11 protein-coding genes, 1 pseudogene and 1 riboswitch are annotated in these 15,713 nt (G+C 37.0%); of the genes and pseudogenes, 3 read left to right on the forward strand and 9 right to left on the reverse strand.

Features of this window, described 5'->3' with window-relative positions; genetic code table 11:
- Nucleotides 1-11: 11 nt before the first annotated feature.
- From DBO93_RS18965 to queE, 6 genes and pseudogenes are all read right to left on the reverse strand, one after another.
- A complete protein-coding gene (locus DBO93_RS18965) occupies nt 12-509 on the reverse strand; it encodes a hydantoinase B/oxoprolinase family protein (protein WP_239058957.1) in 498 nt (165 codons plus the stop codon).
- Nucleotides 510-562: 53 nt separating this feature from the next.
- Nucleotides 563-1,687 (reverse strand): annotated as a pseudogene (locus tag DBO93_RS18970) (hydantoinase B/oxoprolinase family protein); the annotation flags it as partial.
- A 39-nt stretch (nt 1,688-1,726) separates the two neighbouring features.
- A complete protein-coding gene (locus DBO93_RS10105) occupies nt 1,727-3,793 on the reverse strand; it encodes a hydantoinase/oxoprolinase family protein (RefSeq protein WP_108456237.1) in 2,067 nt (688 codons plus the stop codon).
- A gap of 162 nt (nt 3,794-3,955) precedes the next feature.
- Nucleotides 3,956-6,127, reverse strand: a complete 2,172-nt coding sequence (locus DBO93_RS10110) for a TonB-dependent receptor (RefSeq protein ID WP_108456238.1) — start codon at nt 6,125-6,127, stop codon at nt 3,956-3,958.
- 263 nt (nt 6,128-6,390) lie between these two features.
- Complete coding sequence (locus DBO93_RS10115; RefSeq protein ID WP_108456239.1) at nt 6,391-8,181, reverse strand: aminopeptidase P family protein; 1,791 nt, start codon at nt 8,179-8,181, stop codon at nt 6,391-6,393.
- Between the two features lie 623 nt (nt 8,182-8,804).
- Nucleotides 8,805-9,479 (reverse strand): 7-carboxy-7-deazaguanine synthase QueE, encoded by a 675-nt coding sequence (gene queE / locus DBO93_RS10120; RefSeq protein WP_108456240.1) that lies wholly within the window; start codon nt 9,477-9,479, stop codon nt 8,805-8,807.
- Nucleotides 9,480-9,548: 69 nt separating this feature from the next.
- Between queE and queC the strand changes: the two genes are divergently transcribed.
- Nucleotides 9,549-10,205: a 7-cyano-7-deazaguanine synthase QueC gene (gene queC / locus DBO93_RS10125; protein WP_108456241.1), complete on the forward strand. Its 657-nt coding sequence runs from the start codon at nt 9,549-9,551 to the stop codon at nt 10,203-10,205.
- 155 nt (nt 10,206-10,360) lie between these two features.
- Here queC and lysC read toward each other — a convergent pair whose 3' ends face one another.
- On the reverse strand, nt 10,361-11,725 hold the full coding sequence (lysC, locus tag DBO93_RS10130) for a lysine-sensitive aspartokinase 3 (protein ID WP_108456242.1): 1,365 nt from the start codon (nt 11,723-11,725) through the stop codon (nt 10,361-10,363).
- A 250-nt stretch (nt 11,726-11,975) separates the two neighbouring features.
- A riboswitch (Lysine riboswitch) is annotated at nt 11,976-12,158 on the reverse strand.
- Nucleotides 12,159-12,510: 352 nt separating this feature from the next.
- Here lysC and DBO93_RS10135 point away from each other — a divergent pair.
- A complete protein-coding gene (locus tag DBO93_RS10135; RefSeq protein ID WP_239058958.1) occupies nt 12,511-13,134 on the forward strand; it encodes an ElyC/SanA/YdcF family protein in 624 nt (207 codons plus the stop codon).
- Nucleotides 13,135-13,241: 107 nt separating this feature from the next.
- On the opposite strand, the gene DBO93_RS10140 is transcribed toward DBO93_RS10135, so the two are convergent.
- Nucleotides 13,242-14,000, reverse strand: coding sequence for a Nif3-like dinuclear metal center hexameric protein (locus DBO93_RS10140; RefSeq protein WP_108456244.1), 759 nt, complete (start codon nt 13,998-14,000; stop codon nt 13,242-13,244).
- A gap of 57 nt (nt 14,001-14,057) precedes the next feature.
- Nucleotides 14,058-14,819: a class I SAM-dependent methyltransferase gene (locus DBO93_RS10145; protein WP_108456245.1), complete on the reverse strand. Its 762-nt coding sequence runs from the start codon at nt 14,817-14,819 to the stop codon at nt 14,058-14,060.
- 60 nt (nt 14,820-14,879) lie between these two features.
- Here DBO93_RS10145 and gloB point away from each other — a divergent pair, with 60 nt between their 5' ends.
- Nucleotides 14,880-15,689: a hydroxyacylglutathione hydrolase gene (gene gloB, locus DBO93_RS10150; RefSeq protein WP_239058959.1), complete on the forward strand. Its 810-nt coding sequence runs from the start codon at nt 14,880-14,882 to the stop codon at nt 15,687-15,689.
- Nucleotides 15,690-15,713: the final 24 nt, after the last annotated feature.

Raw genomic sequence — 15,713 nt, forward strand, 5'->3', positions numbered from 1 at the left:
TCTTAATCACACTAGGTAACATTATAAATAGTCTTGGCATCTTTTTCTGTAATAAAACCATTTTTAACATCATTTAGTACGTCAATTTTAGACCTTTTAGCCGGGTTACCCCAACCGCCACCATTGCCAGTGACTAATCGTAATAAATCACCTTTATTTAGCGCATAACGACTCTTTCTACTAAATTTTGCTTTTGCTTTTCCATCTGAGTCAAAAACTTCTACATAGTTACATGAGCCATCTGCGCCTTCGTCAATACCCCATGGCGCAGTGATGCCGCGGCCAAAAAAGCTAGAAATGTCAGCATTATCAGACAGTATACGATAATCGAGTACGACACCATTGCCGCCTCTAAACTCACCAGCACCGGAAGAATCATTATTAAAAGCATACTGTTCAACCAATACACCATAACGGGCCTCAGTAATTTCGATAGGAATGTTGCTCGTTTCACCGTTACCGACACAAAATTGGCCTGACTCACCATCTTTACCAACTGAAGCCCCCAACCACCAACTAAAGGCTCAACTAACAAGTAAGGTTCACCTGTTTCAGGCATTGTTCCTGATAAATTCATCGTACAAACCGAGCCAAACTGTCCTGCGGTCACAATACCCGGCATTACTTTCGCTAGCGCTTTGCGGGTAACATCGGCGGCACATACCATAGCTTCAAAATACGAAGATACTGGTGCAGGACGCTTCGCCGTTAATAGAGTGCCTTCAGGGCAAATAACTTCTAATCGACGAAAGCATCCGTCGGTTGCAGGGGCATCAGGTTGAACAATACCCATAAAAACTTCCCGAGCCGCCGATATTAATACACCCATAGTACAGTTTATTGGGCCAGGAGCCTGCGCTGATGAGCCTGTAAAATCAAGGGTAAATAAATCGTTAGTAATGGTAACTTTCACTTTTACAGTAAAGGGGCCATTACCCATACCATCTTCGTCTATAACATCTTGGGCTTCAAAAACACCTTTGGGAAGCGTTTTAAATTTCTCTAAAACCATTAAATCGCCGTGTTCAAGCAATTTATCAATGGCCGTTAAAGTAACGTGTTTGCTATATTTTTCCATCACGGCAAGAAAACGTTGTTCCCCTACTTTTAATGACGCGGCACAGGCCTGTAAATCACCTAACGTCATTTCAGGTAATCGCACGTTAACTTCTATTAAATCAAGTAACGCTTGATTTGGAACACCTTTTTCAAAAACTTTAATGCCAGGAAACTGTAAACCTTCCTGATAAATTTCAGTAGCATCAGCACTATAACTGCCCGGATCTTTACCACCAATTTCAGTCCAATGGGCCTTGTTAGCGGTCCATGCAACGAGTTCGTTTTCAAAAAATACAGGCCGAATCATACAGACATCTGATAAATGTGTACCACCGCCAGCATAGGGGTCGTTTAGAATAAAAACATCATCTGGATAAATATTGTCACTTTCAAATTTAGCAATAATATTCTGTACACCAGCATCTAAGGTGCCAATAAAACCAGGAATACCATTCCCCTGAGAAATAAGGCGGCCTTCTGCATCGGTAACACCAATACCATAATCTAAAGACTCATAAATAATAGGGCTTTTACTACTGCGCTTTAACGCTAAAAACATTTCTTCGCCAATCGCAACAAGAGCATTTTTAATAATTTCTATCGTAAATATATCAACGTGTTTATTCATAATTTTGTACTCAACTTAGTAAACGGTTACAACCACTGATTAATCGCGCAGGTAAATATGAAGCCCACCAAAGTCATCCACTTCTACTCGGTTATTTGGTAATACCACGGTGGTGGTGGTGCTTTCTTCTATAATCGCTGGCCCTTTAAATTTCATGCCCGGTTGTAATTTTTCACGATCATAAATTGCCGATTCTTGCTGAGTTTTATTATCAAAATAAACCAAACGTTTACCTATTAATGCGACATCCGCATCAGCACTGTTGTTGGTATGTGCTCCTGGCAATTTTTCTAATTTTGCTTTTTCTAAAATGCCAAAAGCCACAAGGTGAATATTCACCACTTCAATTGCTGAGTCATTCAATCTAAAAGTGTATTCTTGTTGATGGGTTTTATGAAAACGTTCTGATAATTCAGCAATAAAAGCCGCATCATCGAGTTCAATATCAGGAACATGAATTTTAACGGTATGCTCTTGTCCGGTATATCTCGCATCAACGTAGAGTTCATGTTTGACTTTATCTTGCGCCATACCATCATTTTTATAATCTAAATTAGCTTTTGAAATCACACCTTCAAATGCATTAATGACTGTCAATTTACTTTGGTTATTTATATTAAACCTATGGGTTTGTATATAATCTCTACGCAAGTCAATCATCAACATTCCCCAGGCAGAAAAAACACCGGCGAATGGAGGGATAATCACTTTACGAGCATTTAACTCTTGTCCTAAAGCCGTTGCGTGCAATGCACCACCACCGCCAAAAGCCATTAACGAAAAATCACGTGGGTCGTAACCGCGATTGACCGATATTAATTTAAGTGCATTAACCATATTAGAGTTAGCAATATTTAGCACACCATGAGCAACATCCATGGCCTTTACATTTAGCTGTTGCGCTAAAGTATCAAAAGCGGCTTCAACAGCCTGAATATCAGGCTGAATTTCTCCACCAGCAAAATTTTCATTGTTGATTCGGCCAGTAATTAAATTAGCATCCGTTGTCGTAGGAGCCGTACCGCCGCGTCCATAAGCAACCGGCCCAGGAAGAGAACCTGCGCTTTGCGGTCCAACATGCAAACTGTTAGCTGCATCAATCCATGCAATACTTCCACCGCCGTTACCTATTTCAACAATATCAATAACGGGGGTTTTAATTGGATAGCCGGCTTTTTTAGCGGTTTTTTCTAAAACATACTCAGTCGTAATACGTGTTGCACCATCATGAATAAGTGAACATTTGGCTGTAGTGCCACCAATATCAAGTGCCATAATATTGCCATCACCAATCACTTCTCCATAAGCAGCTGCGCCCAAAATGCCACCAACAGGGCCAGATTCAACTAATGTAATAGGATTATCGCGAGCAGATTGTAAGGTTGAAATCCCACCATTTGACTGCATAATAAACGGATCATTTTTCAAACCGTTAGCACGCAGTTTACTTTTGAGCTTATCTAAATATTGTTGCGCTGGCGGCAATACATAAGCAGACAATACCGTGGTGCTTGTTCTTTCATATTCGCGCCATTCGCTTGAAATTTCATGAGAAGCAATCACATTAATTTCTGGCCATAATCGTTTAAGTTCGACGACTGTTTTAATTTCATGTTCAGGATTCAAATAAGCATGTAAAAAACATACACCAATGGCCTCAACTTGTTGTGATTTAAAGTAATCAATCACGTTTTGTAAATTACTCAAATTAATTGGTGTAACAACGTTTCCTTTATAATCAAGGCGTTCTTCAACTTCTAATCGTAAATGACGCTCAACAAAAGGATTAGGTTTTTGATAAGTGTTATTAAAAATATCAGGAGTATTACCACGAGCAATTTCTAATACGTCGCGAAAACCTTTTGTCGTAATCAAGCCTGTTTTAACGCCTTTTCTCTCGGTTATTGCATTAATAACAACCGTAGAACCATGGGCAAAAAAGTCAACTTCTGATAAATCAATATCCGCTTTAATGGCAGCGTTAACTACGCCTTGTTCGAAATTTGGCGGGGTTGTATCACTTTTAACGGCTTTAACATTACCTTCATCAATATAGACAAGATCCGTGAACGTTCCACCAACATCTGTTGCGACTCTTACTGTCATAATTTGTACCTTATATACCAACGTTAATTGAAACTTAGCCACAATTAACTCTATCTAGTTAGCGATAAAATTTATTACTGAACCAAACATATAAATTTGAATAAAAAAGAATTAACTCATGATGACAAGTGCTCTACTTGTCATCATGAGATTGGTTTAATACTAGAAGTTATACCGAACTTGTGCGCCAATTTGTCGAGGTTGGTTGCGCATACGGATTAGTGGGTTGAATAAAAACACCGTTTCTGGTGAAGCTTCATCAGTTAGGTTAGAGGCAAATATTGAAGCTGACCATTGCTCATTCTCTAAGGTGAAATTTGCATTCAAAAATGTATGCGTGTCTGATTCACCCGTATCTTCATTGAAGATATCAAATGAACGAGGTCCAAGTGTATTAAAGGCAAGACGAGCTTTAAATACATAATCAGAAAATGCTTCTTGTGAATAATCAATTGAGCCATTCAAATTAAAGTCAGATACATACGGCATTGTACCCTCTTCTGTTTGAGCTAAATCTCTACCCGAAAGAATATCATTACCTATATTTTTAGTGATCTCATTATCGATTAAACCAAGACCAAAATTAATGCTTAAGTTATCTGTTATTGTTGCCGACATCTCTAGTTCAAAACCATCAATAGCCACTTCATCAATATTTAAATTTTCTAAGGTAAAAGTGTCAGGGTTTAAACGCGTAAATTGTGCATCTTGTTGTTCAATATGAAATACCGACATGTTCAACCACATTTTGCCGTCAAACCATGTTGTTTTCAGCCCTAACTCTACAGTGTCTGAAATTTCTTCATCATATTTACGAATAACACTTGGCGAGTATTCATTGAAACCACCTGATCTAAAGCCCTTTGAATAGGTGCTATAAAGTAGGTGATCTTCTGTCATTTGCCAAGCAAGTGAAGCTTTAGGCTGTAACTGGCTAAAGGTATCATTCACTTTGGAAGCATTTGGGTCACGCTCATCAAAAGCATCTCTGTCTTCAGAGTCATAACGTAATGCCACTGTTAGCTCTAAATCATCTCTCATGTCATAATTTGCTTGGCCAAAAACCGCGTAAGCATTACTTTCTTGTACTGTTTTTTCACCAACAAAAACTAAGCTTGGATCTTCTGAAATATTGTCCTTAACCATCTGATAAGTCACACGCTCTGTTGGCGTTAAATCCCATACTTGATCGTAAGATACGGTTCTATCTTTTGATTCATAATACGCACCAATTGCCCAACGAAAGCTTTCTTCACCTGGAGAAGTAAAACGAGTTTCGACACTGATAGAGTCTTCTTCGATTGGGTTTATTTGCGTAATTGGGAAGTAAAAATTGTCTTCACTCGCGTCTTGATGTGTAAAGTCACCATCGGAGAAAAACATGATGTCAGAATCATTTGCTGAAGCGATAAAAGTGAAGTCACCATTATCAGTTTCATGATCAAGTTTAGCTGAAACAGACCAAAGCTCTGATTCATCAAGCCCTACCGCATTCGCATCAGGCTCGATAGAAAAATCTTCCAGTTCGTCAACATCCACAAACGCCATATAATTACTGCCTTGCGTTTTCTTAGAATAGTTACCATGCAAGGTTAGTGTTGTATAATCAGTCAAGTAAAACTCAAGCATACCTTGAGTACCGAATGCCCCATCAACATAATCAACTTTTTCATTTAAATAAGAGTTATCGATTAAGCCATCAAAATCTTGGTAATTGGCTGAAAACCTAAAGTAAGCCTTATCTTCAACAATAGGTCCGCTCACTGCAACATTTAGCTTTTTGTCATTACCTTCTGCAATTGAGGCTTGAATACTGCCTTCAACATCATCTGATGCTTGTTTTGTGACAATATTTATTGCACCACCAATCGCATTTTTACCATACAGGGCACCTTGTGGCCCTCGTAATACTTCAATTCGCTCAATATCATGCAAACCTTGGTTGATAAACTCTAAATTAGGGACAGTAATACCATCAACAACATAAGCAATAGGAGCTTCACCTACTTGCGGTGTGATCAAACCACGAACCGTGACAAAATTGAGACCAGATCGAAAGTTGGTTGAAACATTTAAATTAGGTGTTAACGAGGAAAAGTCTTTAATCGATGTGATACGAGCGGCTTTGATATCTTCATCACTAAAGACCGTGACCGAGTCTGGAATTTGTTGCAACGTTTCACTTCTTCCTCGTGCGGTTACAACAATTTTCTCAATTTCTTCAACATTACTCTTAGTGCTTGCTTCTTCTGCATATACAGTTGCGCTTCCTGATAAAGCGATAATTACTGCTAACGAAATCTTCTTAGGAAGAAATTGATTGATTAATGACATATGGCTACCCTCTATATTTAGTGTTAAGTACTTTTTATATTTGTTATTAGTACTTATTATTTTTGTTATCAGTACTTATTTATATTTTCAACACATCTAATACTACGTAAGGAGAAAAAAATATTTGATTAAAAAATGAATAAAAAGCGCAATATCTTTTGTATTCATAATCTAAAACAGCACATTTCACACTAAGATAAATAACCCTTTGAAATTTATACTTTAATTTTAATTAAAACTTTATTTTAGCCATAATTATTGTGTCATATGGCCATCGTTGCACTTCTAAGCCAGTTGATACTTGATGTATCGTGGACTAGAGGTGAAATATAAGTATAAACTTGTTGATGGTAATTATTGAGCCAATTAATTTCACTTTGACTTAGCAAGTTATTATCGATCAACGATTGATCAAACGGTACATGAGTTAAAACTTCAAACGCTAACATAGGTATTTCTGCACCAGCAAGTGCTTTGCTTTCTTTAATAAAATATAAATTTTCATGACGTATACCAAACTCGCTTTCACGATAATAACCAGGCTCAATAGAAACAACCATTCCAGGTAATAGAGCCACCTCACTATTAAACTTAGCAATACGTTGAGGCCCTTCATGTACATTAAGATAGTGACCTACTCCATGCCCTGTACCATGGGCATAATCATAGCCATGTTGCCATAAATACTGTCGAGCAAAGGCATCAAGATGTTGGCCAGTTGTGCCATAAGGAAACTTCATTTGTGCAAGAGAAATATGACCTTTTAACACAAGTGTTGCCATTCTTTTTTGCTCGCTACTTACCTTACCTATGGCAACTGTTCGAGTTACATCGGTAGATCCATCAAGATAATGTGCGCCAGAGTCAATAAGATAGATACTATTGTTTGTCATTAGTTTTGGAATACTATCTTTATGATTGTAATGACACATAGCAGCATTACTTCCAGAAGCTGAAACCGTTTCAAAACTTGGCTGTTGATATAAGGCATCTTTCATTCTATAACTTTCTAATTTGTTTGAAAGTACCGCTTCATCATAAAAAACTTTTGAATTAATATTATCATCAAGCCATGCAAGAAAGTTAACTACTGCACTAGCATCACGTAAATGACATGCTTTGAAACCTGATAATTCAATGACATTTTTTTGAGCTTTGAACAGACTTATGGGATCTAAACTTTCAACTATAGTATTACTATTATTTCGCAATACATTCATCGTATCCGCATTAACTTTTTGAGGGTCAACTTGAATTACCTGATTTGTAAGAGATAGAAAATATTTATCTCTCTCTTGTTCAGCCTTAAAACTTACTCCACAATCAAAGCTAGATATAATATTTTCTGTGATGTTTTCTAACGCCAAAAAGCAAATCACGTCGCCATTTTTATTAATGATAGCTGTACTAAAAAAAACAGGTAAACAAGGAACATCACGCCCTCTTAGATTGAGTAGCCAACTAATAGAGTCAAGACTAGTAATAATGGCACAATCAACATTACTAGCCTTTAAAGCATCACCAGTTTGGGTTCTTTTAATTTTGTTTGGTTTACCATGATATTTATCTGCTAATATTTCAACTGGCTTAGACTTTTTATGGGGTCTGTCTTTCCAACATTGATCAATTATATTTTTAGCAATGTCCACACAAGTAACTTGGTACAGAGTACAAGCTTGTACAAACTCATTATACCAAGCAAAAGTATGTAGTTTAGGGTCAAGGCCAATTCGTGATTTTGTGGATAATGCTTTACCTAACCAATCATGCTTTTCAAATTCTGATAAATTTTGGAAATAATACTGTTGTTCGTCAACCTGTTCAGAAACCTGTACCTTATAACGCCCATCAACAAATATAATCGCGGTCTCTTTCAATACAACCGCCACGCCAACAGTACCGGTAAAACCATTCAACCATTTTAGGCGATTATTATGCTCCGGAACTTCTTCTAAAAAATATTCATCTTCATGAGGAACAATAAATGCGTCTATATTTAATCGACCCATTTCAGCTCTAACAGCCTTTAAACGCTCACTATGTTGATTATTCATTCTCTCTCCTACTAACAATTAACTTTATTGTTTAAATTTTAAATAGAAGATGTTACGGAACATTCGGTGTGAAATAATTTTAATTAATACGCTTATTTAGCAATAAATTTTGTTTCTGATATGGGAATAATATTTTATTGCACTTTCTATCTTTACGTCATACGAGTATAAAATTTATCCCAACGTTATACGCAGAAATTAACCTTGATACTTAAGGTCATATTTATATTTACAATTTGCTCCATCAAAAAGTCTAATTTCCACTTATTTTAGTTTACGGAGCTTGCTTTAGTGATCAAATTTATTGTTTATTAGAGAAGATATAACATCATTAAAGTGGTAGGTTTTTTATATGAATTTTTGTTGATTTTTTCAGCTTAATTAATTCTGCATTCATGCCAATTCGACCTTATAATTGACTGTAATGATGGCAAAGTGGTCTATTTAAGGTAGTATATTCACACTTAAATTAAGTATGACTTGAACTCAAAATCAACATATAAAGTCAACATGTGAAGACATATGAGCCTAATAAAAACCAAAAAAAAGCAGTTATTACACTGCTATTATTTTCGTAAAATGAAGATGAAGATGAACTGCGCTACACGCAGTTAATGATGATCTTACTCAATACCAATATATTTATGTACTTGCACCGATAATCGCCAGTTGTTTTCAATACATGTGGCAATCGCAAGCTCAGTTGCCCGTTGTTTTTGGCTAATAGGCTGTAAGTAAATTTGCTTGTTTTCGACTTTATGTTCAGCCAATAATGCTTTTAAATCATCTATGTGCTGCTCTGTACCGACCGGATGCTTAATTTCATTAGCGCGCTGCATGGCACTGGCTAAAATTTTGTAGCCACCACGCATGTTTACTTTAGGTGAAACGGTTACCCAGCATTGCTCAGATACTCTAATTTCAAACGTGCCTGATGTTTCTACCTGGCAGCTATAACCTAATGCTTCAAAATATAAACACAGTTCAGTTAAATCAACCATGCAAGGTTCGCCACCGGTGATCACAATATGTTTAGCTTTATAGTTCTGCTGAATGAATATTTCAGCAATATTATCTAACGATAAATTCGACCATTGTTCAGTTTCTTCTGATTTGCTTAATAGCGTATTACTGCTAATTTCTAACTCTGGATGAATTTCCCATGTGTGCTTGGTATCGCACCACGAACAGCCAACGGGACAGCCTTGTAAGCGAAGAAAAATTGACGGTTGGCCGGTAAACGAGCCTTCGCCTTGCAGAGTTTCAAACAATTCATTTATTTTATAACGTGTGGTCATTTCTTTAATGCTTAGATAATTTCGAGTAGAATGCGCAAGTTTTATATTATACCTCAAGAGAACTAAAATATGAGTAATAAAGTCGTAGTAATTTTTTCCGGTGGCATGGATTCATTCACGGTACTAAACCGAGCTTTAAAAGATGGTAAAGAAGTTTATGCCTTAACATTTGATTATGGCCAAAAACATGTGAAAGAAATTGCCTGCGCCAGTAAAGTTTGCCAGCAATTAGGTGTTGCTCATAAAGTAATAGATATTTCGGCGATAAACCAAATATTAGCCGGGTCGTCTTTAACCGATGATATTGAGATCCCTGAAGGTCACTACGAAGCTGAAAGCATGAAATCAACCGTAGTGCCAAACCGAAATATGATTTTACTCTCACTTGCGGTAGGTTATGCCGTATCGGTAAAAGCTTCACAAGTATATTACGGTGCACATTCTGGCGACCATGCCATTTATCCTGATTGTCGCCCTGAATTTGTGATGAAAATGAATGATGTTTGTAAAATAGCTAATTACGAAGCAGTTGAGATTTTTAGCCCATATTTAACCAATAATAAATCAGATATTTTAACCGATGGTTTGAAAATGGGCTTAAGTTATGAAGATACTTGGACTTGTTACAACGGTCGTGAGAAAGCCTGTGGTAAATGTGGTGCGTGTCAAGAGCGCTTAGAAGCGTTTGCTGATAATAATATTACCGATCCTCTCCCGTACGAATAAACAGTTATCGATTGTTTAAGAGAAAATTTAAACATAAATACTAAAAAGGGACAGTTAAATGTCCCTTTTTAGTGTTTAGTATTTGTCTAATTTTAATTAAAAGTTTTTATTAAAGCTCTCATTAAAAATAGTTAGCCGGCATATTTACGCCTAGCTTAACCATTAAACAGTGTATCGTGTAAACGCTCTACCACTTGATTAGCATCGGCTTCTGGTACTAAGAAACAAAGGTTATGATTACTTGCACCATGGCAAATCATGCGAATATTAAAATCATTCACTTTATCAAAAATGCTACTACCAACACCTTTAGTGCCATGAATTTTATTACCGATCACCGCAATTAAACTTAAGCCATGTTCAACGCTAACCTCACAAAGTTGCTCAAGCTCTTCAACTACAGCTTTGGTTAACAAAGCTTGTGTAGAGCCATAGGGGTTATCAAACGTTAGGGCAACACTAATCTCGCTTGTAGTGATTAGGTCAACACTTAATTGATGCTTTGCTAATACAGTAAAAACTTTTGCTAAAAAACCACTGGCATGTAGCATTTGTGGGCTTTTAACGGTTACTAGTGTTTGTTCACGGCGCAGTGCAATCGAGCGATAAGTGGGACTAGATTCAACATTACGCTGTATTCTTGTACCACCAGCGTCAGGTTCTTTACTTGAGCCAACAAAAACAGGAATGTCTTGGCGCATGGCAGGAATTAATGTTGCCGGGTGAAGAATTTTTGCACCAAATGTTGCCATTTCTGCAGCTTCACCAAAACTAATTTCGTTTATTGAACGCGCTTGATCGGTTATGCGAGGATCGGTTGTAAAAATTCCCACCACATCAGTCCAAATACTCAAGTTACTCGCTTGAATAGCTTCAGCTAATAATGCTGCACTATAATCAGAACCACCGCGACCAAGCGTTGTGGTGTTACCTTGCTGATCACTACCAATAAAACCCTGTGTAACAATAACTTGATCTTTTAGTAGCGGTAACAGTAATGTTTTAGCATTAGCGGCTAATTGCGATAAATCCACTTGGGCTTTACCGTATAAATCATCGGTTTTCATGACTTGACGAACATCAAAGTAATGACCATTAACGCCTACAGTTTGTAATACTTGAGCAAATATACGTGAACTGAATTGTTCACCAAAGCTTAAGATATTATCACTGTTTTTCATGGTGTGATTTGAAGCTTGTTGATCAGCAAAAGTACGCAAAGATATCAGTAATGCTGATATTTCACTGTTTATAGCGTCAGGTTTATTAAAATGTTGTGTTATCGCATATTGAATGTCAGCGATATTACCAATAATTTGTTCACGCTCTTCACTAGGAACGTCTGCTTGGCTTAAGCGCACTAAATGGTTAGTTACCCCAGCACTTGCTGAAACCACCACTACACGGTTAACTGTATTATTTTTAATGATATCGGCACAGCGCAACATGGCTTGATAATCAGCCACACTGGTGCCACCAAATTTTGCTACGGTAATATTATTAATGACTTTAGCAGACATGTGAGTTCTCCAGACATGCAGTTGGTAGAACTTTAGCAGTAATACAGTGAGATAAATTTTCGATGATACTAGCATCCGTATTTAACGGCAGATAATAACAGTTTAACATAAATAATCTTCCTAAAAGCCTGTTTACTGTGTGATATTTTGTAACGTTCAGTAAATTTTAAAGGCAAATAACTAACAGGAAGAGCATGACTGAGTGTAGAGCGAATAACGATGATTTAATAAGTTATTCGAACGGTACTTTTCAGCCAGAAGCTCTCCACCCTATGCTAAAAAATTTTAGCGGTGACAGCCCTAAGGATTCAGCCTTAGTGACCGAATGTGACATAACCCAATATCAACATTCTCGGCAATTATCCCCCTAGGTAACAGTCAGTGGATGGGCTCCTCTTGTTACTTACCTGGTAATTGCGCCTCTTCTGGTGCGAAAATTATCATAAACATTGTTAGCTACAAATATAAAAGCTCAACAACCTCATATAATTTATTCAAATTTTCAGCGTGAGTATTTAACCTTATCTAAAACTAAATATCAACAGACTTTTAGACGTCTAAACAAAAAACATCTTATAAAAATAGGTACTGCTAAAAATTGACTTAATTGTTATGCTTCAATAGATTGAAATAATTCAACTATTTGGAATTTTGATATGGATATATTTTTACTTAAAAAGATAATCAGTTTAATAATAATGCCTCTTAGCATTACTATATTATTGCTCATTTTCGCCATTATATTTTACCGGATAAAACCCAAGGTCAGCTTTATCGCATTAATAATGGCAACGTCTTTGTTAACGCTGTCTACTTTACCGCCTGTTTCTGATGCGATTATGGCGCCATTAGAAGACAACTACACTGTATTTACACGGAGTAAGCAGCCTGTTGATTATATTGTTATTTTAGGAGGTGGTCATACTACGATTGACGAGCTACCTGCGACTGGTCAGTTAAATTCTAGCTCGCTATCAAGATTAGTTGAAGCTGTCCGTATTTATCGACTTCATCCAGAAGCACAAATAATTACCTCAGGATTTTCAGGTGGCGATATCAGTTCAAATGCAGAAAAAGTTAAACAGGCTGCAGTACTGTTAGGCCTTCCAGCACACAAAATTATTACTGAAAACTTTCCTCAAGACACGGAAGAAGAAGCACAATTAATTGCGCCACGTGTACTCAAGAGAAATGTTGTTTTAGTAACAAGTGCTTATCACATGCCTAGGGCCATGGCTTATTTTGAAAAATATGGTGTAAACGCTATTGCTGCCCCAGCAAGTCCGTGGGTTAAAAATAATCATCTCACACCATGGCAGTATTATCTTCCAAGTGCGAAAAAATTACAGCAAACCAGTATGGCTTGGCATGAAATCTTAGGTCGCATAGTGCAATGGTTTAAAAGTTAATATACACACTCTTAAAAGTAGTATTTCACTGACCTTAAATACTACTTTTGAATCATAAACAATTAAACATAAACCATTACTCTAACTTTATGAGTGAAAACCCTACTTTACGCAGGATTATCAATATCGATAAATTTGGCCTTTACCGGTAAGTGCTCATTAAAATGATCGGCTAATGCTTTTGCGCCATAACGTTCAGTCGCATGATGACCAGCACAATAGAAATGAATATCCATTTCGCGTGCTACATGGGTGGTTTGTTCAGAAACTTCACCAGAGATAAAAGCATCTATACCAAGCTCTGCGGCTAACTCGATATAACCTTGTCCACCACCACTGCACCAAGCAACCGTTTTTATCAATTTATTAGACGGTGGCGCTATGTGCAAACACTTACGATTGAGCTTTTCATTGATTCTTTGTTCAAGTATTTGAGGGTTCAGTTCATCTGTAAAATCACCACGAACTGCAACACTTAAGGCATTGCCCTGCTCTAATGGTGCAACATTATTAATTGAAAATAACTTAGCCAATTGGGCGTTGTTACCTAAAATTGGGTGAATATCTAAAGGTAAATGATAGGCAAATAAATTGATGTTATTTTCCAATAACGCTTTAATGCGTTTATGTTTCATACCGCGAATAACATAGCTTTCATTTTTCCAAAAAAAACCATGATGTACGACTAAAGCATCAGCTTTTTCAGCAATAGCTTGATCAATTAATGCCTGAGTTGCTGTTACGCCGGTAATCACTTTAGCAATATTATCACTTCCTTGGATCTGTAAACCATTAGGACAGAAGTCTTTAATTTGTTCAGGTTTGAGTAAGGTGTTTAAATAGTTTTCAAATTCATGAAGTTGCATGGGGTAATTTTGACCTTAATTAGCTATTTATGTTAAATAATGACACAAAATCAATCACTACTTAGTTAATTTATTTATTGTTTTTCTCGATGAGTTCATCGAAGGGACTTTGACAGGTTCAAAGCGAGGTCTGAGTTGCCATTTAGGTTTAATAGGTGTTAAAGGTAATACCCTTTTTTTCGCCACAATAACGTAAACAGAGCCTAAACTTGGAAAGTAGCGCGATGCAATATTATGCCAATGGTTACTCAATACGCCTTGCGTGACTTGCCCAGCTAAAGTTGAATGTAGAAAGCGATGATCTAGCTGTATTTCAAACCCCATTAAATGGAGCCAATCCTTCACCCGCATTGGTGAAAATAGTCTTTCATTCCAAGGGGTTTTATTGCGTCTATAGGGAATAAATTGATTTAATCCAACTAAACTAAATGGATTGAAGCCTGTAATAACAAGATAGCCATTAGGTATTAATACCCGATTAGCTTCGCGAACTACATGATGTGGATCTAACGAAAACTCTAACGCATGCGCTAACACGCAAACATCAACGCTATGTTCTTGTAATGGTAAATCATCAACTTCACCTACTAAGTTACACTTCTCAGCTTGATTACTTAAGGTTAATTGATGTTTAATTAGACTTTGTGAACTGTCGACTTCGCCACTCAAGGCACCAATTTTCAGCAAATGATAACCAAAAAACTTTGACCACCAAGGTGAAAGAGTTTGATTAATATTAGCCACAATGAGCTCACCATTAGGCAATTGCTGCCATGATGTTGGAAAATCAGGTTGCCTAAACGCTAGTGCGGGTTTCATTATATTAAACAGTTAGAAAAATCAGTATAATCATATCGTCAGTATACTCAGGAGCCACAGATGCAGCAAACTCAAAGCACCACTAAAATGAAAGTTTCGATGATAAAAGCGTTTTCAGATAACTATATTTGGGCCATTTCGTCACACGACAGTAACAATATGGCTTTAGTTGACCCCGGTGACGCCAATGTATGCATTGAATTTATTCAACAGCAAAACTTACAATTATCAACCATTTTGATCACACATCATCACGCTGACCATGTTGGTGGTATTAACAAACTAGTTGAGTATTGCAAAAATAAGCAATGGCCATTAACCATATATGGCCCAGAGAGTGAAAATATACCTCACTGTGATGTTGCCTTAAATGAAAACCATACCGTAAAGTTAGCCGACTTAGATTTTGAATTTAGCGTAATTGATCTTCCTGGGCATACCAGTGGGCATATAGCTTATTTATCAGAAGATAACTTATTTTGTGGTGATACTTTGTTTTCAGGTGGTTGTGGCCGACTATTTGAAGGTACACCAGCACAAATGCTGTCTTCTTTAGAAAAGCTTAGTGCCCTACCTGAACGCACTCACGTCTATTGCGCACATGAATATACGCAAGCTAACCTGAACTTTGCCTTAACCGTTGAACCTTGCAATAGCGAACTGGTACATTATTACAATCAAGTACTGCAAAAACGCGAAAATAATATAGCGACAATTCCAACGTCAATCATGCTTGAGAAGAAAATAAATCCTTTTTTGCGCAGCCATGAGGCAAGTTTAATGACCAGTGCTGGTGAGTATAGTGAAACGGCTGTTAACAATAAATTAGATGCATTTACCATTATTCGTGCTTGGAAAGACAATTTCTAAGGTATTTTCATTGTACAAATCTTG

Source organism: Colwellia sp. Arc7-D, from assembly GCF_003061515.1.
Taxonomy (GTDB): domain Bacteria; phylum Pseudomonadota; class Gammaproteobacteria; order Enterobacterales; family Alteromonadaceae; genus Cognaticolwellia.